Here is a 19,961-nt window from a genome sequence, read left to right on the forward strand (position 1 = left end):
TACTAAATCTGGAAGCCTTAAGGATAAGCGCAATATGGTCAGTATTCCCGGATATCGAATCAGTGAAGAACTCTACAATGGTTCCAAAACCCTAGTTTATCGGGGGTATCGAGAAACAGACTCCTTAAGAGTAGTGATTAAACTGCTGAAAAATCCTTATCCCAGTTTCAGCGAATTGGTGCAGTTTCGCAATCAATACACCATCGCCAAAAATCTCAACTCACCGCTAATCGTCCAAACCTACAGCCTAGAACCTTACCAAAATGGCTATGTGTTGGTGATGGAAGACTTCGGGGGGATTTCTCTTAAAGAATGGGGAACAGGGGAAAGTCTAGGAAATCTCACGGAGTTTTTACAGATAGCGATCGCACTGTGTAATACCTTAGATATATTGTATCGCGATCGGATTATTCATAAAGATATCAAACCCGCTAATATTCTCATTAATCCCGAAACCAAACAAGTTAAATTAATTGACTTTAGTATTGCATCTTTATTACCACGGGAAACGCAGACACTAATTAATCCAAATGTGTTAGAAGGTACACTCGCTTATATTTCCCCAGAACAAACAGGCAGAATGAATCGGGGGATTGACTACCGGACTGATTTTTATTCTCTGGGTGTGACTTTCTACGAATTACTCACGGGAGAGTTACCTTTTGCATCAAACGATCCAATGGAGTTGGTACATTCTCATATTGCAAAACAACCACCAAATATGAATCAACCTCACCCGCATAAAGCACCCTCTCCTTACCAAGGAGAGGGCTGGGGTGAGGTCGATTTTCTTATTCCTCAAGTTCTTTGTGACATCGTAATGAAATTGATGGCGAAAAATGCCGAAGACCGCTATCAAAGTGCATTAGGAATTAAATTTGATTTAGAAAATTGTTTACATCAGCTTCAAGAAACTGGTACAATTAAAGATTTTGAGATTGCGCTTAGGGATGTGTGCGATCGCTTCATTATACCCGACAAACTCTATGGACGAGAAACCGAAATAAAAACCCTCCTCCAAGCCTTTGAAAGAGTCAGCCTTGGTGCAACAGAAATGATGCTGGTAGCAGGTTTTTCTGGAATTGGTAAAACTGCGGTTGTTAACGAAGTTCATAAACCGATTGTTAGACAACGCGGTTATTTTATCAAAGGGAAATATGACCAATTTCAACGCAATATTCCTTTTTCGGCATTTGTGCAAGCATTCCGGGATTTAATGGGACAATTGTTAACTGAAAGTGATGTCCAGCTAGAGGAATGGAGAAACCAAATATTAGATGCTGTTGGAGAAAATGGACAAGTAATTATTGAAGTCATCCCCGAATTAGCAAGCATTATTGGTCAACAACCACCCGCCATAGAGTTATCAGGAACGGCGGCACAAAATAGATTTAATTTATTGTTTCAAAAATTTACCCAAGTTTTTACAAGTTTTGAACATCCATTAGTGATGTTCTTAGATGATTTGCAATGGGCAGATTTAGCATCACTGAAGTTAATGCAGCTATTAATGGCTGATACAAGTCATCTTTTATTAATTGGTGCATACCGTCATAACGAGGTCAATCCAGCACATCCATTAATGTTGACTTTGAGTGAGATTCAAAAAGCACAAGCAACCATTAATACGATTACTTTAGCACCACTGAGTCAAGGACAAGTAAATCAGTTAGTTGCTGACACACTTAAATGTACAGAAAGTTTGGCATGGACTCTTTCTGTATTGATATATCAAAAAACTCAAGGGAATCCGTTTTTCGCAACCCAGTTTCTCAAAGCATTGCATCAAGAAGAACTCATTCAATTTAATTTGGAGTTAGGCTGTTGGCAATGTGACATTGCACAAGTGACGACTCAAGCGGTTACAGATGACGTTGTTGTATTTATGGCAGTTCAATTAGCAAAACTGCCGACCTCAACTCAACAGGTCTTGCAGTTAGCTGCTTGTATTGGCAATCAGTTTGATTTAGCAACTTTGGCAATTGTTACGTCACAATCCCAAATTCAGACGGCTGCTGATTTGTGGAAAGCATTACAAGAAGGGTTGATTTTACCGAACGGTGATGTTTATAAGTTTTATGTCGGGCAAGAAAGTCTTGCACGTACACCGGAAAATCAAGAGACTGTTACATACCAATTTTTACACGATCGCGTCCAACAAGCTGCCTATTCTCTGATTCCCGATGAGCAAAAACAGACGACTCATTACCAAATCGGACAACTGCTCCTCCAAGAGATTTCCTCAGAAGCTAGAGTTGACCGCATTTTTGAACTGGTCAATCAATTAAATCACGGAACTTCTTTAATTACCCAACAAACAGAACGAGATGAACTAGCACAACTTAACCTCACCGCCTGTCGCAAAGCCAGAGCCGCCACCGCCTATCAAGCGGCTCGTGAATATGTCGCAGTGGGATTGTCCCTGTTGGGAGGAAAAGCTTGGCAACAGCAGTATGAAATGACCCTCGCCTTGCATGAATTAGCGGCTGAAGTGGCAATGCTAGGCGGTGACTTTGAGGCGATGGAACAGTTCATTGATATTGTTACCGAACAGGCGCACTCCTTACCTGAACAGGTTAATGCTTACCGCATTAGAATTCAATCTCATGTCTCCCAAAGTAAATTTACCTCAGCAATTGCGATCGCCCAAACAATCCTGCAACAACTTGGCGTAACGTTTCCCAAAACACCCACACCGACTGATATTCAACAGGCAATCCAAGAGATTGAGGAACTGATTGCAGACAGAGAAATTGAAGATTTGGTTCACCTCAGCCTGATGATAGATGCAGAGAAACTGGCAATTGTCCAAATTGCCAGTAGCATCATCTCCGCAGTTCATATCACTGGCTCCTCTGTGTTCCCATTGCTGGTTTTCTTGTTGGTTAAACTATCTATTCAACATGGCAATACGTCAGTTTCCGCCTATGCCTATGAGATGTATGGAGTCATTCTGTGTAACATCCTCAAAGATGTAGAGACAGCAGTACAGTTTGGTCAATTAGGACTCCAGGTTGTCTACAAATTGGATGCCAAAACAATTAAATCTGAAGTATTAGCTGCGCTAGGAGGATTTCTCCTGCACCGCAACTCTCATACAAAAGAAATGTTACCACTGGCGCAAGAGGGTTATGCAACTGGACTAGAAGTTGGAAACCTAGAGTTCGCTGGAAATAATGCCATCAATTTTTGTAACAATTCTTTTTGGTGCAGTCAGCCTCTGGCAATCTTAGAGCAGGAGACGCGCACCTACAGCAATGGTTTTGTGCAACTGCACCACTTGACATCAGCTAATCGCTGCCGAATCTTTTGGCAATCAATGTTAAATCTGTTGGGTTTTGCAGAGCATCCCTGGATTTTGTCGGGTGAAGCTCTGCAAGAGACAGAATTTCTACCACTGCTGCTGTCTGCCAATGACTTATTTGCGCTGTATTTTTTCTATTTGTATAAGCTGATGCTTTGCTTCTGGTTTGGGGAAATTGAGCAAGCTATAAACTACGCAATTGAGGTCAGACGCTATTCAATTGCTGGTGCTGGATTTATTGGTGAACCTGCATTTTATCTCTACGATTCTTTAATTGCGATCGCACAGTTAAGTCCACAGTCAGAAGAAGCATCAGAAGCATTACAAAAAGTGGCACAAAACCAAACGCAGTTACAGCATTGGGCGCACCATGCACCCATGAATCACCAGCATAAAGTGGATTTGGTGTCAGCCGAAAAATGTCGAGTGTTAGGACAAAAAGCAGAAGCCATTGAGTTTTACGACAAGGCGATCGCTCTTGCCAAAGCCAACGAATACATCCAAGAAGAAGCACTTGCCAACGAACTGGCGGCAAAGTTCTACCTAGAGTGGGGCAAACAGCGCATCGCTGGGGAATATATGACCCAAGCCTACTATGGCTATGCTCGTTGGGGGGCAAAAGCCAAGGTTGCCGACTTGGAAAGACGCTATCCCCAACTACTTGCTCCCATATTACAGCAAACCCATTCTCCCCTCTCTACTAGCGAAACTATCTTTGCATTGGGGAGTGTCACATCCACCAGTTCCGCTACTTCCAGCAGTAGCAGTATCTCTGTTGCTTTAGATTTAGCTGCCATTCTCAAAGCTTCCCAAGCTATCTCAAGCGAAATCGAACTCGAAAAACTGCTTTCATCATTGCTGCATATCGTCATCGAAAATGCTGGAGCCGATAAGTGTGTGTTAATGCTTGTGGAGTCAGATAAATTACTGATTCGGGCATTAGCAAAGCTGGAGCTACAGAACAATGGAAATACCAAAGTTGATTTTTCTCCAATGCTGCTCAACTCAGAGCCATTTGAAAAGTCTATTGATGTACCAGTTGGCTTAATTAATACTGTCAAACGCAGCTTACAACCAGTAGTAATTGTTGATGCCACAGGACATCTGCAATTAATTAATGACCCCTACATTCAGCAACAGCAGCCCAAGAGTATTTTGTGCAGTCCGATTTTAAATCAAGGTAAACTGCTTGGCGTGTTGTATTTAGAAAATAATCTCGCTACTGGAGCCTTTACCCACGATCGCGTCGAACTACTGAATTTACTCTGCGCCCAAGCGGCAATTTCCCTGCAAAATGCCCGACTTTATGAGCGATCGCTAGAAAATGGCCAACAACTAGAGCAGTCACTGAATGAGTTGAGTGTGGTTCAGTCTCGCTTCCACAATCTAGTAGACAATGTGCCTGGCGTAGTTTTTCAATACCGCATGACTCCTGAGCGAGTAATATCTCTGAGCTACATTAGTGCCGACTGTTACAGCTTGCTCGAACTTACCCCAGAGCAAGCTATGTCCAATTGGCAGTTTCTCGACAACATGGTGCATCCAGACGACATAGCAAGTTTTCTACAGTCCCAAACTCACGCCATTCAAACCCGATCTTTCTGGCACTGGTCAGGGCGAATTGTCACCCCATCAGGAATTATTAAGTGGATTCACGGAGAATCACGAATTGAACAGCTTGCCGATGGATCTGTGGTTTGGGATGGATTATTTTTGGATATTAGCGATCGCAAAAAACCAGAACTTGCCTTGCAACAAAAATCACTTGATTTACAACAAGCGTTAACTGATCTGCAAAACGCCCAATTACAAATAGTGCAAAGTGAAAAAATGTCTGCACTAGGCAATTTAGTTGCTGGTGTGGCTCACGAAATGAATAATCCTTTGGGTTTTATTGCTGCCAGTCTCAAACAAGCTAAACCGACCTTCGCTGATATTATCGAACACCTGAAACTCTATCAAGAAAGTTTACCCAACAAAAGTGATGAAATCAAAGACCACGCCGAAGAAATCGACCTAGATTATAGCTTAGAAGACTTGCCCAAGATGATTGATTCCATGACTATGGCGTGCGACAGGCTGAAAAATATCAGCACCAGTTTACGAACTTTCTCCCGTGCCGACAAAGATTATAAAGTGCCGTTTAATATTCACCAAGGCATCGACAGCACGATTTTAATTTTGAAACATCGTCTCAAGGCTAACGAGCTACGTCCAGCAATTGAAGTGATAACTGAGTACAGCACTTTCCCTCAAGTTGAGTGTTTTCCTGGACAATTAAATCAAGTATTTATGAATATCTTAGCAAATGCTATTGATGCCTTGGATGAATCAAATACAAATCGAAGTTTTGAGGAAATTCAGATTAATCCTAACCGCATAACAATTAAAACATCAGTAGAAAATGAAGGTGTAGAAATTACCATTGCTGACAATGGTAAGGGGATGCCTGAAGAGGTAAAACAAAAGATATTTGACCATTTATTTACGACGAAAGCTGTCGGTAATGGTACGGGATTAGGACTCGCGATCGCTCGTCAAATTATTGTAGAAAAACATGGCGGAGTAATCAATGTGAATTCTCAACTTGGCGAAGGAACTGAATTTGTGATTCAGCTACCGTTGTCGGCATAAGGGAGAAAATCACAGTCATTTATTGTAGGATAAAAATAATTTGTTGCTGCCCTAATTATGCCTCGTTCCTCGCTTTGGCGTTTGATAGTTCCCCCATTGGAAAACGGCGATCGCTTAACCCGCTTTGAATTTGAGCGGCGCTACAGTGCCATGCCCAAGCTGAAAAAAGCCGAATTGATTGAAGGAACTGTCTACATGGCTTCACCTCTGCGTTTTGAACCCCATGCTGAACCTCATGGTGACTTGATGGGCTGGTTATGGACTTACAAGATTGCGACCCCCGGAGTGCGTCTTGGTGATAACCCAACCGTTCGCCTTGACTTGGACAATGAACCTCAACCCGACGCGGTGTTATTGATTGATGCTCAGGCGGGTGGGCGATCGCACCTGAGCGAGGATGGTTATGTGGAAGGAGCGCCAGAACTGGTTGCCGAAATTGCCGCCAGTAGTGCCACGGTCGATCTGGGTGATAAAAAGCGTGCTTATCGGCGGAATGGAATACAGGAGTACCTCGTGTGGCAGGTGTTTGAGCAGCGCATCGATTGGTTCCACCTAGAATCAGGAGAGTATATAAATCTGTACCCTGATGCGGCAGGTGTGATTCAAAGTCAAGTCTTTCCAGGATTGTGGTTAGATCAATCTGCCTTGCTGGCGGGGGATATGCAACAGGTGTTAGCCGGATTGCAGACAGGGTTGAATTCTATAGAACATCAAGCCTTTGTGCAGCAGTTAGCCCAGGCAGTCCAATCGGATGGATAAGTTCAAAGACTGGATACATAATTGGCATTAGGTGTCGCTAGCCCGATCAACGGAAGTTACCCACTTTGCAAGAAGCGCTTTGAAATTGCAGCAGGGGTGAAATTGCTAGGCTCTGCACTCGCTGATCAATACCATCTCCCTGAATAATCACCTGGGAACGTGACTGAATTAATTCCCGTATCTGCGGACAACCTAGAACAGGAGTCAGTTCTTTTAAAGCAAAGACAAATTCTGTGTTTAATTTATCTAAAGATGGTCGCAATGTCTGGTTTAAGTCTGGCACGTTAGGAAAAGATTTAATGCCTTGCTTTTGCCAGTTTTGAAAATCAACTGTTTGGATGAGTTTTCCTGCTTCTATTTGTGCTTGAAAAAATGCTGCAACTGTATCGGGTTCTAGACTATGGGTTGTTGCTTGTTGCCTAACCTTTAATAGTAACTCTTGTTCGCGTTTTAGATCCTCAATAGGACGTTTGTGATTCCATTTCCAGCGGGCGACATCATGTGCAATTAGCAATCGCTGCTGGATCAATTTTAGTAATTTATCTACAGGTAGTTGTTGATCTGCGATCGCAATAGCTTGAGGATTTGCTGATTGTACTGACCCAGAGTTCTGAGCAGCGAAATATAATTTTAAGTTGGCAGCAACTACTGTACTACTGAAAAAAAGTCCAAAGAAAATTATGATGACAAACAACAGTGGATGCTTTCTGAAAAAACTTAAATTCATGTCAAAAAGTTTATACACCCTGCTACCTAGCAGGAATTCTCAGTAAATCGATAGGAATACAGTATTTTCAATCTCAGACAAAATATCTCATAGTTACTGACAAAAAGCAAGTTCAGCACAAAAAACTGTTGCATGAATTATCCGGTCATTCCCAGTCTCTGACTGGGAACAAGGCAAACTTCTAACTCTTAACTTCTAACTCCTAACTCCTAACTTTTTACGCCTTTCCCGCCACCACGGAGTTTTTAAGCAAAAGTTCCACTGCTGCTTGATATTGCAGATCCGCTTCGGTGCCAATCTGTTCGCGGTTAATGGCTGCTTGGGAAATCACTTTATCCGGCTTAATACCTAATTTGTTAATATCCCGATGTTGAGGAGTTTCATACTTAGCGATTGTGACTGCCAAGCCCGAACCATCTGATAATTCAAATAACGATTGAATTAAGCCCTTTCCAAAGGTGGTTTCGCCTACCAACTGGGCACGACCATTATCTTGGAGTGCGCCGGCAAGAATCTCACTGGCACTAGCAGTTCCTTGATTCACCAAAATCACCAGAGGATCATTCGTCAAGGCTGGCCCAAGGGCTTCAAAACTACCCTGAATACCTTGTCGGTTAACAGTGTAGACGATAGTGCCGGAGTCTAACCACAGACGGGCGATTTCAATTCCTGATTGCAAGAGTCCCCCAGGATTATTTCGTAAATCCAGAATGTAGGCAGCAGCGCCTTTTTTTTCTAGACTAGAAATAGCGTGTGCCAATTCTGTTGAGGCGTTGGCATTGAATTGAGTCAGGCGAAGGTAGCCAATGGGTGTACCCTCAGTGGAAACACGCAATTCTGAGACCACAGGGTTAAGAGCAATGCGATCGCGTGTTAGTCTAATTTCCGTTTCTGTCTCTCCGTCTCGTTCGATCACCAGAGTGACAAGGCTACCACTCGGCCCGCGCATTCTGGTCGCAGCTTCATCAAGGGTAAGATTTTCTGTGGAAACGCCTTCAATTTTGAGAATGCGATCGCGTGGTCTAATCCCGGCTTTATCTGCTGGTGAACCTGCAATGGGAGCCACTACTTCCAACTTCCCAGTCTCAGGATTCAGGGCAATTTGCAATCCTACCCCAGTCAGTTCCCCAGAAGTATTGACCTGTAAGCTGCGGTACTGTTCTGGATCTAAAAAGCGGGTAAAAGGATCATCGAGGCTCTTGAGCATCGTCCCAATTGCCGTATAACTGGCATTTGAGTCGGTGAGCGGCTTCTCCAGAACCTTTTGTCTGACAGCCGCCCAGTTTTGATGATTAAACGTCTCATCTAAATAAGTGCGATTAACAATTCGCCAAACTTCCGAAACCAGCTTTTGTTCCGTGGTCAAAGCCAGCGCCGGCTGGGTGAGCGTACCAAACGCCAACCAAAACGCCATTAACAATGAAAATCCAACCCGAAAGACTTGTTTATTCATGAACCCCATTATCAATTCCACCTCAACCCAAATTGCCTAGAAATGCCTACTTGCCCTGTTGTTGATGAAATCTATCTCTCGATTATGTTACTTTTTTTATAGAAGTGGTGCATTTTTCTCATCAAGTTGTTCAGTCAACTGATGCATCGTATCCACTCACCAAAGGATAAAATCTACTTTGTGTCCACCATTTTCTGTGTAGGGGCGTAAAGAGATCGCAATATATTCCATCTTTACAAAGTGTAAAGTTTCTGAAGTCTCTTAGCACGCCCAAAGCTGACAAGCAAAAAAAAACTCCCCTTTACTAAAATCCCAAAATTGCTAATTGGGAGAGAAGTCTGAGCGACGGCTTCTGCCGATTCAGAACTTCGGGATTTATCAACCGCAACCGATTCTTAGGGACTTGAGATTGTATGGCCAACGTTTACGACTGGTTTGAGGAACGCCTAGAAATTCAGGCACTCGCTGAAGACGTCACTAGCAAGTACGTCCCTCCCCACGTCAATATCTTTTACTGCCTGGGTGGAATTACCCTGGTTTGTTTTCTCATCCAGTTTGCTACTGGATTTGCCATGACGTTCTACTACAGACCAACAGTAGCTGAAGCTTTCTCCTCAGTGCAGTACATCATGACTGAAGTGAACTTCGGCTGGCTAATTCGCTCCATCCATCGCTGGTCTGCCAGCATGATGGTATTGATGATGATTTTGCACACCTTCCGGGTTTACCTGACTGGTGGTTTCAAAAAGCCCCGCGAATTGACCTGGATAAGTGGTGTCATCCTAGCTGTGATTACCGTTTCTTTCGGAGTCACCGGCTATTCCCTACCTTGGGATCAAATTGGTTATTGGGCTGTGAAAATCGTTAGCGGCGTACCAGAAGCAATTCCCGTGGTTGGCGTTCTGATCTCCGACCTGCTGCGCGGCGGTTCGAGTGTTGGTCAAGCAACACTAACTCGTTACTACAGCGCACACACCTTTGTGCTGCCTTGGTTGATTGCAGTCTTCATGCTGTTTCACTTCTTAATGATCCGCAAACAAGGCATTTCCGGTCCTTTGTAATCTTAGCTATTAGCGAAAGGCAACATTTGTCAGTTTTCAGATCAAGTTGTTTGTTTTAAACTTATGAAACACAAGAAATTAATTGTACATAAGTTCCAAAAAACAAACACTTGTATCTGAAGCCGAAAGCTGTAAAGACCCTCCAGGCGGCTGACCGTAAATAGACAAACGCTATTTGCCGCTTTTGCTAGGGTTTCTTAGTAGCTGATAGCTTTCACAAATGCTTTAATTTAACTTAAGCAGGAGAGCACATTTCAAAATGTCAACACAAAAAAAACCTGACCTGAGCGATCCTCAGTTAAGAGCCAAACTCGCTAAAGGCATGGGTCACAACTACTATGGTGAACCCGCTTGGCCTAATGACCTACTTTACGTCTTTCCAATCGTGATCATGGGTTCGTTCGCTGCGATTGTAGCTCTAGCTGTGCTAGATCCCGCGATGAACGGTGAACCAGCAAATCCTTTCGCCACACCATTGGAAATTTTGCCGGAGTGGTACTTATATCCAGTCTTCCAGATTTTGCGATCGCTTCCTAACAAACTTTTAGGAGTGTTAGCAATGGGTTCCGTACCAGTGGGGCTGATCCTCATTCCCTTTATTGAGAACGTCAATAAATTCCAAAACCCCTTCCGCCGTCCAGTTGCAACCACAGTATTCCTCTTTGGTACCCTTGTCACCCTGTGGCTGGGTATTGGTGCTGCCTTGCCATTGGATAAATCTTTGACCTTGGGACTATTCTAAATTAGTCACCACAAAGTGCTTTGACGCCTGTGAGTTTCAAGAGCATATGCAGATGTGCTTTTGAAAAAAATCAACAGGCGTCAATTTTAATAGTTCAGATTGCATCTGGGATCTGAAGTTTGGGATGGAAAAGCTATTCCAAAATCTCAAATCACCAAAAGTCACCAAATACAAACATTTTTCACTTACTTAGTTAACGTAAGTTGCTAGTTACAACCCTCGAAATGCCAAAATCGCTCATGTTTTGTATTTTGGTAAACAGAATATCTCAATTAAGATTTTTCTCTATCAGAGAAATTTTGCGAATAGTGCAAAATTTAATAACTAGCAACTTGGGTTTACTTATATTTAAGTCACAGTTAATGCTTAGCATAGTGCAGCAAGACCATCTGACGGTTAAGAGCGAACTCAGTCTCCTAAACCAGGTGCAAGAATGGTTCGAGCAATTTTGTCTGCAACATTTGTCTCAACTTGGCTGGTCAAAAACCCAACTTGATCGCCTCAATTTAGCATTAGCAGAAGGCTTTACCAACGCTGTTCGTCATGCTCATCATGCTTTACCCCCGGAAACAACCATTGAGATTAACGTTTTTCTGTGGATTGACCGACTAGAGATTAGAATTTGGGATTATGGAAAACCTTTTAATCCTGATGCGATCGCAGAGCCAGAGCCAGGTACGCTGCAAGTAGGCGGGTATGGATGGTTCCTCCTCCGGCGGTTGGCTGACCGTGTTGTATACGAACGTGGTGCAGATGGTAGAAATTGCCTCCTCATCGTCAAATACTCTGTAGAATCACAAAATTGACACTCCCCGCTCTAAAGAGACGGGGATTCTTGAATCTAAGACATAACTTGCTCAAACAGGTTTGCACCAACTAGAGTAGCGGTTTGATCTCCCCAAGCCTTGCTTGCATCAAGTGCAAAGGTTCCGGTATGCCCTACCGTACCCAATCCTCGACTAAGGATATTTCTAGCAGCGTTCTCATCTCTATCCATCACACAACCACACTTACAAACGTGTGTTCGAGTGGATAGTGTAATCTTTCCAATTTCACCGCAACTAGAGCAATAAGAGCTTGTATATTGCGGATTAACCGCAACCGTGACCCGTTTAAACACTTTTCCAAAGTATTCGTAGGAGGTATATTTTGAATTTGCTCTCATCTTGACGGTGGTTAAATTGCAATATTCTTTGAATTTGAGTAATATATTTTTTACGTGAAATTCCTTAGTTATTATGATTTTTTTGTAAAACCTCAAAAAATATTGTTGTATAAAAAGAATTAATGAATACAGTAAAGATAGCATTCGAGTTACACTAGCTCCCTTGTTAAGATTTGTCAGCAGTGTTGAGAGTCTTATTTTTTGTTCTCCAACAAGTTGCCATTTAGTGCTTAAAGAGATAGAGGAGATCGGGGACATATGACTAAGACAGCCCTAATTACAGGAATAACTGGTCAAGATGGCTACTATCTCAGCCATTTGCTCCTCAACCGGGGTTACCGAGTCGTAGGATTAGTACCCCCGCATCGACAACCTAATTTGACAAAACTGGGAACACTGGCAAATCAGGTAGAAATTTTTACGGTTGACTTGAGGGATAATGCGGCGCTGTTGACCGCAGTTGAACATCTGCGTCCCCAAGAAATTTACAATTTGGCGGCTCCCAGTTTTGTACCCGACTCCTGGAACGACCCATTGGGAACCCTGGATCTCATAACTGGTACGGCTACCAGGCTTTTGGAAGCAGTACGAAAAGTTGGTTTGCCTACCAGATTTTATCAAGCTAGCAGTTCCGAAATGTTTGGCGATGTATCTGTTTCGCCTCAAGATGAGGAAACTCCTTTTCGTCCCAAAAATCCCTATGCTGCGGCCAAGATGCACGCCCACTGGACGATGGTGCATCACAGACAGCGCTATGGACTATTTGCCTGTAGCGGAATTTTATATAATCACGAGTCTCCTCTACGCCCACCTCAGTTTGTTACACGCAAAGTTTCTTTAGCAGCCGCATCAATTAAATTAGGTTTAACTGACACCTTAGAAATGGGTAACCTAGATGCTAAACGTGATTGGGGTTTTGCCGGAGATTACGCAGAAGCAATGTGGCTAATGTTGCAAGTTGATGAACCACAAGAATATGTGATTGGCACGGGTAAACTGCACAGTGTTAGAGATTTAGTTGCCACAGCCTTTGAGTCTGTCGGATTGGATTGGACGCAGCATATAGTCATAAATACCAGCTTATTGCGAAAAGATGAGCATTTTCAACTAGTAGCTAACCCCAGTAAAGCTAAAAGAAACCTCGGTTGGGAACCCCAAGTGAGCTTTGAGGAACTTTTAGAAAAAATGGTAAAAACAGATTTAGAGCGGTTACAAAGCGGTGCGCTCGCGCCCTTACCGCGAGTGTAAATAACCTAACATGCACATCACTACAGTGACAGAAAACCTCAAGTTAGGTGATAAAGTTAATAAAAAAACGAACCATGTCTTCGTGTTCTTAGAAATTTTTGCCCACGAAGGTGGTATTCAATCATATATAAAAGATATTTTTCGCGCCTATCTGGGATTGAGCCAAGACTACAAGGCAGAAGTCTTTTTGCTCCGAGATAGTCCTGATAGCTTAAATCCGTTTGAAGACGAGAACTTAAAATTTCATTACTTTAAAAATCAGTCTCCCTATTTGGGGAGACTGCAAATGGCAGCAGCTTTACTTAAGTGTCTGTTGCAAAGCCGTCCGCAGCAAGTTTTCTGCGGTCATATTAACTTAGCAGTATTAGTACAAACTCTTTGCCAGCTCTTGGGGATTCCTTACACCGTGCTAACTTACGGTAAAGAAGTCTGGGAACCCCTGAAAAATCAAGAACGTCGCGCCCTGACATCAGCAGCTGGAATTTGGACAATAAGTCGCTACAGCCGCGATCGCGCTTGTGTTGCTAATGGTCTAAACCCGAAAATGGTACAGATGATGCCTTGTGCAATTGATGGGGATAAATTTACTCCTGGTTGCAAGCAGCCAGAATTAGGCAAGAAGTATGGCTTAACTGGTGCTAAGGTGTTAATGACAGTAGCGCGGTTATGGTCAGGGGATATTTACAAGGGTGTAGATGTCACGATTCGGGCATTACCACAAATCGCTCAGGTTTTCCCAGAAGTGAAATATTTGGTAATTGGTCGCGGTGATGATCAACCACGATTGGCGCAGCTAGCAAAAAATTTAGGTGTTAGCGATCGCGTCGTATTTGCTGGTTTCGTTGCCACAGAAGAATTAATGGAACATTACCGCCTTGCTGATGCCTATATTATGCCTTCGCAAGAAGGCTTTGGCATTGTTTATCTGGAGGCAATGGCTTGTGGAGTGCCGGTGTTATCCGGTGACGACGATGGTTCCTCTGACCCCTTGCAAGATGGTAAACTGGGATGGCGAGTACCACACCGCAGTTTTGATGCTGTAGCAGCCGCTTGTATAGAAATGCTTCAAGGGGATGACCAGCGATGTGATGGCGAGTGGCTGCGAGAACAGGCGATCGCTCTGTTTGGCATAGATGCCTTCCAACAGCACTTGCAAAAAATGCTTCTATCCTCAGTAATCAAGTCCATTTGAGTCGAAATGACTCATGACCAATGACTAAAATCGCTATCCTAGAGGGAGAGCAGGACGACATTTAAAAAATGAGCTTTAAGTCATTTCAATTGAATCTTTTAAATCTCCGCCCTTGGCTCACCCTGCTGGCAGTTATTTGGTTGCTGGCATCAGTGGGCTTGGGTTGGTTGGTTAATTCGTTGCTAATTATTTTCGGGTTGCTGTTGTTGGCACCCATTGTGGCTTTTTTTGGCTTTCGTTGGTGGTTGCAACGCAACTTGGTTGCTGATCAGTGTCCCGTCTGTGGATATGAATTTACAGGTTTAAATAACAGTCAGTTGCAGTGTCCTAACTGTGGGGAGTCACTGTTAGTACAAAATAGTCATTTTCAGCGATTCACACCAGAAGGCACAATTGATGTCACTGCTGTCGAAGTTATAGCCCAATCACTGGAAGATTAGTCAAGGGTCATTAGTCATTAGCAAAGTCCAAATGACTAATGACTATTTATTTGCGAGATTGAGAGGGTGTAGCTATACTGTCGCGGGGATACTTCGCCCACATACAGCGAGTATTTTCCTGCCTGCCAGAAACCAGAAAGTTCTGACTTACCTCCAGAGTAACTATCTGCTAGTACACAAAAGCGCCCCCCAGGCCCGTCGATCAACAGCGTTGGCTTGCCTTGACTTTCTACTGTTAATCGCAAGTAAGGTAGTGACTCTGTAACCTGGATAACTTGATTAGGTTCAGTGGTAATATTGCCACAATTACTTTTGACAGTTCCCCCAGACTTTCCTTTCAAAATCAGTGGATCTGGTTGGAGATTCCGACTAATTTGGACTGTTGGTGTCTGTGCCAAATTAGCCTCAGTGAAAACCAAACTCATCGCCAAAGCTATGGGAACAATTGCAAGTAGCCTAAGCGTCTTCATTTTAATTAATGCTCCAGATTTTTTAGAGCAATATTGTTATACAGTAGTGATTTAATTGACGACAGCAATCAATCTTGGTTCCAAAAGCTGCCGTATAACCTAATACCATTGAATGAAAGGGAACAGGGAACGGGGAACTCTTAACAGGGAAAATTAAGCCAGACACTTGCGGTGGGGTTTCAACCTACCTTGTGATACAAGGATTTTTTCGCCCGCGAGGGGCAAGGCTTAAAACCTTGCAACTCTTGGAGACGCTACCGCGAACGGGGCTAATTCTCTCTTTTCTGTTAAGAGTTCCCTATTAAGAGTTCCCGCCCCGTTGGTGCAGCCTCTCGTAGAGAAGGGGATGGGTTAATTTGTGAAGATTTGATGTGCGTAGTCCTGGTTGCAATGCCAGCAGGACTACGCACTCAGATCCCCCAAGCTCCTTAAAACGGATTTACAAGCGCCTTTTAGGGAATGAAACAGCCCGACTAAAAAGGGGGCTTTAAAAGGCAACAAGAAAAAACATAATTTTTACCTGCCCAGAAAGGTCTTGCACGCACAGACATTAGCTAAAATCACTAAGACAACCACCAAAAATAGAATTTGGTTGGTCTGTTGTTGAATAAGTGTGCTAACTGAGGTAGAAAAGATTGATGAATCCTCAACCAGAAGAAGACTTACAGCGTCGCCTCAATAAGCTAGAGGCAGAGATTAATTCCCCACCTGGGGTGGTTCAACAACCACAAGAACAAAAACAAACGCCTCAGTCTGTTTTTGCCAACTTGAACTTGCAACTGGAGCGATTTCAGATTTGGTTCAACAGCTTGTCTGGGGCGAAAAAGCTGGTAGTTTTGGGTGTGACGGTGCTAGTAGGCTTGGCAATGCTGCAAACAGTGTTTAAACTGGTTGCATCTGTGATCAGTCTGGCACTTTTGGCAGTGTTAGTGTATGTTGGATACAAATTTTTTGTGTCTAGTAGCTTTCAACGTAAGTAATAAGTTGATATGCATTTACTTCGGACTCTGCCCAGAGTTATGAAAGTCAGGAGCCAGAATACAAAAGGCTCCTGACTTATGACTCCTAAATTCTATTTCAATATGCTTTTCTTTTTGCCGATGAGCTTAGTCTATTTTAATTGTGCCGATCGCGGCGTAGAAATAATGTCAAAGGGAATTATGCGATGACGACACCAATTGTCAGGAGAACTAGTAATCAATCTGATCAGTCAAAAGAACCGGAAAGAGCCAAGTCGCTGTTGCTAGCAGGTAGGCGTTTTGCTGCTTGGGCAGCTGAAATCACACTAGTGGTTACTAGTGGGTTGATTCCCTTCGGTATTGGTGTCTATGCCAATTCTAGAAGCGATCTGAACCGAGTGCCGCTTAACCCCGTGCTGGTAGTAACAGAAAGAGCGATCGCCAGACCCCTGGCTCTGCCTGTGAGCTATGGCATCCCTAACGTCGCATGGCCGACTAATATTTTGTGGACAATCGCCCTGTTAGCGCCTGTAACTCTCTCGTGGTGGCAATTGTATTTATTGGCTAAGACTGGTAGCACAATTCCTAAACGTTGGTTAAAAGTGCGGGTTGTCAACGAGCAAGGGACGCCGCCCGGATTGGGGGCAGTTGTGATTAGAGAAGGAGTTGGGCGTTGGACTGTACCCATTTCCATCGCCTATCTGTTGTGGCGCTACAGCTTTGCTTTTCCGAATTTAGGATTATTTACATTTTTGTCTTTGTTAATGATTGTGGGTGAAGGGATCGGCTTACCGTCGCGCCGAGGGCGTCGCGCACTGCATGATCAACTCGCAGGCACTTTTACAATAGATGCACTCTCAGCTAGCAACAGACAAGCTCAGTCTGCTAGCGGTAATGATCAAGCAGAAGAATGGCAGGAGGGAAATGAAGAATTAGCGGCAGCCCAAACCAACCAGTCGCCTAATCTGTGGCGGCGAATACAGCAAAATCCTAATCTTACCTTGTTTGGGGTAGGGCTTACGAGTATGACTGCTGTGTTGGCAACTTTAATCGGCACTCAAGTTTATATCCAAATTCAACAATCCCAGCGAGCAACTAAGCAAATCAACAGCCAACAGTTCCTCGAACTTGTCAAACCATTGAGTCCCAACTCTGGGGCTACTAATGAGCAACGCCAAACTGCAATTCTGGCTATGGGTGGTCTTAATGACCCACAGTCCATAAAATTTCTGGCGGATCTCTTGGTTAGCGAAACTAACCCCAGCCTCCTGGATACGATTCAACAAGCTTTGACAACTGTTGGCCCCCAAGCCATCCCGGAACTAAAAAATAAGAATCAGTTTTTGGTGGGTGAACTGGAATCTGTGGGTAGCACAGCAAGCCAAGAGCGGGAATTACGGCAAGGACGGCTACAAAGAAACCAGGGGACAATCAACAAGATTCTCTCCGTTTACAGTGGTAAAGTCAACGGCGTTGACCTTAGTAGCACCCAATTAGGTCAAAGTGGTACTCCCGGAAGTTCCTTCTTCAACTTGGTACTAGACAACGTTGATTTATCAGGAGTTAAGTTAAAATCTGCAAATCTTAACCAAGCCAGTTTGAAGGGTAGCCGCTTCCGGGGTGCGGGTGAGGATGGACGCTGGGATACCTACGACGATGCGATCGCTGATTTAAGCCAAGCTCAGTTGCAGCAAGCCAATCTTACTGATGCTAACCTTAGCCGAGTCTTGATGAACCATATCGATTTGAGCCGCGCCACTCTCAACAGAGCCAACTTATCTAATGCGCGTCTATTTGAGGCCAAACTCAACAGCACCCAACTAGTAGGAGCCGATCTGCGAAACGCAGTTTTAGAAAAAGCCAGCTTAACTGGGGCTGATTTAGGCGACGCCAACTTGAACGAAGCCAATCTGTATGCTGCGCGTTTAGGTCGCGTTAGTGCTATAGGAACACAATTATCCTTTGCCAACTTAACGAACACTGATTGGCAAGGGGCAGATTTATCAGGAGCCTATTTGGATCGTGCTAATCTCAGCAATGCTAACCTCAGCGCTACTCGTCTAGCTGGTGCTGTTTTGCGTTCTGCCCAGATGGAAAACGTTAACTTGCAAAATGCCGACCTGAGTCTTGCAGATTTACGAGGGGCGAATGTCGCCGGAGCAGATTTTAAGGGGGCAATTCTCGCCCCTAGCAAACAAGATCCAGCAGATCAATTTGTCCAAACCCCAGATTTAGGCTCAGTATCTGCCGTAGTTCAAGGGGTTGATTTTTCTCAAGCCAAAAATTTAGATGCCAAGCAATTAGCGTACATTTGTACTCAAGGTGGCATTCATCCCCGTTGCCCGTAGAATGAGAGAGGGGAAGAGGCAGGGGAGCAGGGGAGCAGGGGAGGATGAGGGAGACAAGGGAGACAAGGGAGACGAGGGAAGAGTTTTCCCAATGACAAATGACAAATGACAAATGACTAATGACTAATGACTAATGACTAATGACTAATGACTAATTGGTGTGAGGAGTTCGGTTATGAAGTATATTCCATATCTGGTTTCAGTTTTGGGGGCTGGCTTAGTCTTGAGTCTGGCGAGTACTAACCCAGCACAAGCTCAAGTAGCCTATGGCAGTTATATCGGTATAGGCCCCGCTATTGGTATTACCGATGGTATCCAACTCGGAGGGGTGATAGCGGGACGCTACAAGCTTTTGGAAGCACCAATTTCACTCCGCGCCCAAGTGTTAATTGGTAAGAATACGGCAGTTGTGCCAACGGTTTCCTACGATTTCCCCCTCAACTGGCAAGCTGATGCCTACCTGGGTGCTGGGTTAGTGTTGGCTGGTGGTGGTGGATCTTCTCCTGTGGGCGACAAAATTAGTTTTGCTTTACAACCGGGCATTGATTATATGATCCCAAATAGCAATACTGTCCTTTTTGGCAACGCCATCATCGCTTTTGATGCCTATCGTGATAGTAGTGGTACAGCTGTCTCGGTACAAGGCGGTATTGGTTTGAGATTTTAATGGGCAGATGAAAACCCGACAGCGATCGCTATCTCTAAGAAGCGTTAAACTTCATTGCAAATTAAGAAGTTAGTCCAAACAACGTGATAGTTTTTGGTCATGTCTAGAGACAGCACAGGATTAACACAGGAGAACACAGTGGCAATGGAATCAAATTTATTAACGGATGCGGGCACAGATGAAGTGAATCAAGATTTCAGTGAATATGTCGCCAATCTGCAACTTCACATGACTCTGCAAGCTCGCAATCTTGTTCCAACCCTGAAGCAAACACTGGTAGATAGTCGCCAGCAATTACTCCATCAAACCCAAGCCCACTTTGAAAAGCTAGTTTCTCGACAAGGGCTATAAAAATATTCAAACTTTAATCAAAATTCAAATAAAATAAAGGCAGATGTTGTTGGGTCAATGCCAATGGTGTTCTCACAAGGTCTGCTTTTTCTGCTTTTTTAAGTATTAAGTTACTAAAATCACCCTTTTGGCGCAATAGTAAGGGGCAGAAAGTAGTTAATATTATCTAAAACACTCGGTAAGCGTAAAACTCAGTCTCAGTCCCTTTAGGGCTGAGGTATTAAGTTACTCGTGCGACTTTAGGAAGAGTCGTTCGTGATATAATCATCTTGCCAAGGTGTAACTCCTTTAGCATTGTGAAACAGTTAAGACACAATTTCAGCTAAGAATTTAGGGGGAAAGAGCCGACGAAAACTCTTAAAACAGTTAGGGTAATAAAAAAGTACCCAAATCCATAAAAAACAAATATTGTTGATATGTTGATAAAAAAGTAGGGCGGGG

At 43.7% G+C, this 19,961-nt stretch carries 15 protein-coding genes and 1 pseudogene; 12 read left to right on the forward strand and 4 right to left on the reverse strand.

What is annotated here, in order from left to right; genetic code table 11:
- The first annotated feature begins 34 nt into the window (after nucleotides 1-34).
- Entirely contained in the window at nucleotides 35-5,938 is a 5,904-nt protein-coding gene (locus tag HWQ41_RS30250) for an AAA family ATPase (RefSeq protein ID WP_292771246.1), read from the forward strand.
- Between the two features lie 57 nt (nucleotides 5,939-5,995).
- Entirely contained in the window at nucleotides 5,996-6,697 is a 702-nt protein-coding gene (locus HWQ41_RS30255) for a Uma2 family endonuclease (protein WP_292771248.1), read from the forward strand.
- A gap of 46 nt (nucleotides 6,698-6,743) precedes the next feature.
- Here HWQ41_RS30255 and aroQ read toward each other — a convergent pair whose 3' ends face one another.
- Nucleotides 6,744-7,424, reverse strand: coding sequence for a gamma subclass chorismate mutase AroQ (aroQ, locus tag HWQ41_RS30260; protein ID WP_292771251.1), 681 nt, complete (start codon nucleotides 7,422-7,424; stop codon nucleotides 6,744-6,746).
- A 217-nt stretch (nucleotides 7,425-7,641) separates the two neighbouring features.
- The gene (gene ctpA / locus HWQ41_RS30265; RefSeq protein WP_292771254.1) at nucleotides 7,642-8,886 is read right to left on the reverse strand and encodes a carboxyl-terminal processing protease CtpA; all 1,245 of its coding nucleotides are present in this window, start codon (nucleotides 8,884-8,886) and stop codon (nucleotides 7,642-7,644) included.
- A 404-nt stretch (nucleotides 8,887-9,290) separates the two neighbouring features.
- On the opposite strand from ctpA, the gene petB reads away from it, so the two are divergent.
- The 3 genes from petB to HWQ41_RS30280 all read left to right on the forward strand — a co-directional run bounded on the left by petB (nucleotide 9,291) and on the right by HWQ41_RS30280 (nucleotide 11,486).
- Nucleotides 9,291-9,938, forward strand: coding sequence for a cytochrome b6 (petB, locus tag HWQ41_RS30270; RefSeq protein ID WP_292771256.1), 648 nt, complete (start codon nucleotides 9,291-9,293; stop codon nucleotides 9,936-9,938).
- 259 nt (nucleotides 9,939-10,197) lie between these two features.
- On the forward strand, nucleotides 10,198-10,680 hold the full coding sequence (gene petD / locus HWQ41_RS30275; RefSeq protein WP_292771259.1) for a cytochrome b6-f complex subunit IV: 483 nt from the start codon (nucleotides 10,198-10,200) through the stop codon (nucleotides 10,678-10,680).
- Between the two features lie 362 nt (nucleotides 10,681-11,042).
- Entirely contained in the window at nucleotides 11,043-11,486 is a 444-nt protein-coding gene (locus HWQ41_RS30280; RefSeq protein ID WP_292771262.1) for an anti-sigma regulatory factor, read from the forward strand.
- Nucleotides 11,487-11,521: 35 nt separating this feature from the next.
- Here the strand turns inward: HWQ41_RS30280 and HWQ41_RS30285 are convergent.
- Nucleotides 11,522-11,830 (reverse strand): annotated as a pseudogene (locus HWQ41_RS30285) (zinc ribbon domain-containing protein); the annotation flags it as partial.
- 273 nt (nucleotides 11,831-12,103) lie between these two features.
- Between HWQ41_RS30285 and HWQ41_RS30290 the strand changes: the two are divergent.
- From HWQ41_RS30290 to HWQ41_RS30300, 3 genes are all read left to right on the forward strand, one after another.
- On the forward strand, nucleotides 12,104-13,093 hold the full coding sequence (locus HWQ41_RS30290; protein ID WP_292771265.1) for a GDP-mannose 4,6-dehydratase: 990 nt from the start codon (nucleotides 12,104-12,106) through the stop codon (nucleotides 13,091-13,093).
- A 10-nt stretch (nucleotides 13,094-13,103) separates the two neighbouring features.
- Complete coding sequence (locus HWQ41_RS30295; RefSeq protein ID WP_292771267.1) at nucleotides 13,104-14,285, forward strand: glycosyltransferase family 4 protein; 1,182 nt, start codon at nucleotides 13,104-13,106, stop codon at nucleotides 14,283-14,285.
- Between the two features lie 68 nt (nucleotides 14,286-14,353).
- Entirely contained in the window at nucleotides 14,354-14,725 is a 372-nt protein-coding gene (locus tag HWQ41_RS30300) for a hypothetical protein (RefSeq protein WP_292771270.1), read from the forward strand.
- Between the two features lie 35 nt (nucleotides 14,726-14,760).
- Here HWQ41_RS30300 and HWQ41_RS30305 read toward each other — a convergent pair whose 3' ends face one another.
- A complete protein-coding gene (locus tag HWQ41_RS30305; protein ID WP_292771273.1) occupies nucleotides 14,761-15,195 on the reverse strand; it encodes a hypothetical protein in 435 nt (144 codons plus the stop codon).
- A gap of 638 nt (nucleotides 15,196-15,833) precedes the next feature.
- Here HWQ41_RS30305 and HWQ41_RS30310 point away from each other — a divergent pair.
- The 4 genes from HWQ41_RS30310 (at nucleotide 15,834) to HWQ41_RS30325 (ending at nucleotide 19,520) form a co-directional block, all read left to right on the forward strand.
- Entirely contained in the window at nucleotides 15,834-16,175 is a 342-nt protein-coding gene (locus HWQ41_RS30310) for a hypothetical protein (protein ID WP_292771276.1), read from the forward strand.
- A gap of 185 nt (nucleotides 16,176-16,360) precedes the next feature.
- Nucleotides 16,361-18,502, forward strand: a complete 2,142-nt coding sequence (locus HWQ41_RS30315) for a pentapeptide repeat-containing protein (protein WP_292771279.1) — start codon at nucleotides 16,361-16,363, stop codon at nucleotides 18,500-18,502.
- Between the two features lie 175 nt (nucleotides 18,503-18,677).
- A complete protein-coding gene (locus tag HWQ41_RS30320) occupies nucleotides 18,678-19,169 on the forward strand; it encodes a hypothetical protein (RefSeq protein WP_292771281.1) in 492 nt (163 codons plus the stop codon).
- 144 nt (nucleotides 19,170-19,313) lie between these two features.
- Nucleotides 19,314-19,520: a hypothetical protein gene (locus HWQ41_RS30325; protein WP_292771330.1), complete on the forward strand. Its 207-nt coding sequence runs from the start codon at nucleotides 19,314-19,316 to the stop codon at nucleotides 19,518-19,520.
- Nucleotides 19,521-19,961: the final 441 nt, after the last annotated feature.

This window comes from Nostoc sp. NOS(2021), assembly GCF_017115025.1.
Lineage (GTDB): Bacteria > Cyanobacteriota > Cyanobacteriia > Cyanobacteriales > Nostocaceae > Nostoc.

Bases quoted from the DNA above. Each gene is read 5' to 3' on its own strand.
- aroQ (WP_292771251.1), bottom strand. From the start codon at position 7,424: ATGAATTTAAGTTTTTTCAGAAAGCATCCACTGTTGTTTGTCATCATA.
- HWQ41_RS30305 (WP_292771273.1), bottom strand. From the start codon at position 15,195: ATGAAGACGCTTAGGCTACTTGCAATTGTTCCCATAGCTTTGGCGATG.
- petB (WP_292771256.1), top strand. From the start codon at position 9,291: ATGGCCAACGTTTACGACTGGTTTGAGGAACGCCTAGAAATTCAGGCA.
- HWQ41_RS30310 (WP_292771276.1), top strand. From the start codon at position 15,834: ATGAATCCTCAACCAGAAGAAGACTTACAGCGTCGCCTCAATAAGCTA.
- HWQ41_RS30295 (WP_292771267.1), top strand. From the start codon at position 13,104: ATGCACATCACTACAGTGACAGAAAACCTCAAGTTAGGTGATAAAGTT.
- HWQ41_RS30250 (WP_292771246.1), top strand. From the start codon at position 35: ATGGTCAGTATTCCCGGATATCGAATCAGTGAAGAACTCTACAATGGT.
- HWQ41_RS30300 (WP_292771270.1), top strand. From the start codon at position 14,354: ATGAGCTTTAAGTCATTTCAATTGAATCTTTTAAATCTCCGCCCTTGG.
- HWQ41_RS30320 (WP_292771281.1), top strand. From the start codon at position 18,678: ATGAAGTATATTCCATATCTGGTTTCAGTTTTGGGGGCTGGCTTAGTC.
- HWQ41_RS30325 (WP_292771330.1), top strand. From the start codon at position 19,314: ATGGAATCAAATTTATTAACGGATGCGGGCACAGATGAAGTGAATCAA.
- ctpA (WP_292771254.1), bottom strand. From the start codon at position 8,886: ATGGGGTTCATGAATAAACAAGTCTTTCGGGTTGGATTTTCATTGTTA.
- HWQ41_RS30255 (WP_292771248.1), top strand. From the start codon at position 5,996: ATGCCTCGTTCCTCGCTTTGGCGTTTGATAGTTCCCCCATTGGAAAAC.
- HWQ41_RS30280 (WP_292771262.1), top strand. From the start codon at position 11,043: ATGCTTAGCATAGTGCAGCAAGACCATCTGACGGTTAAGAGCGAACTC.
- HWQ41_RS30290 (WP_292771265.1), top strand. From the start codon at position 12,104: ATGACTAAGACAGCCCTAATTACAGGAATAACTGGTCAAGATGGCTAC.
- HWQ41_RS30315 (WP_292771279.1), top strand. From the start codon at position 16,361: ATGACGACACCAATTGTCAGGAGAACTAGTAATCAATCTGATCAGTCA.
- petD (WP_292771259.1), top strand. From the start codon at position 10,198: ATGTCAACACAAAAAAAACCTGACCTGAGCGATCCTCAGTTAAGAGCC.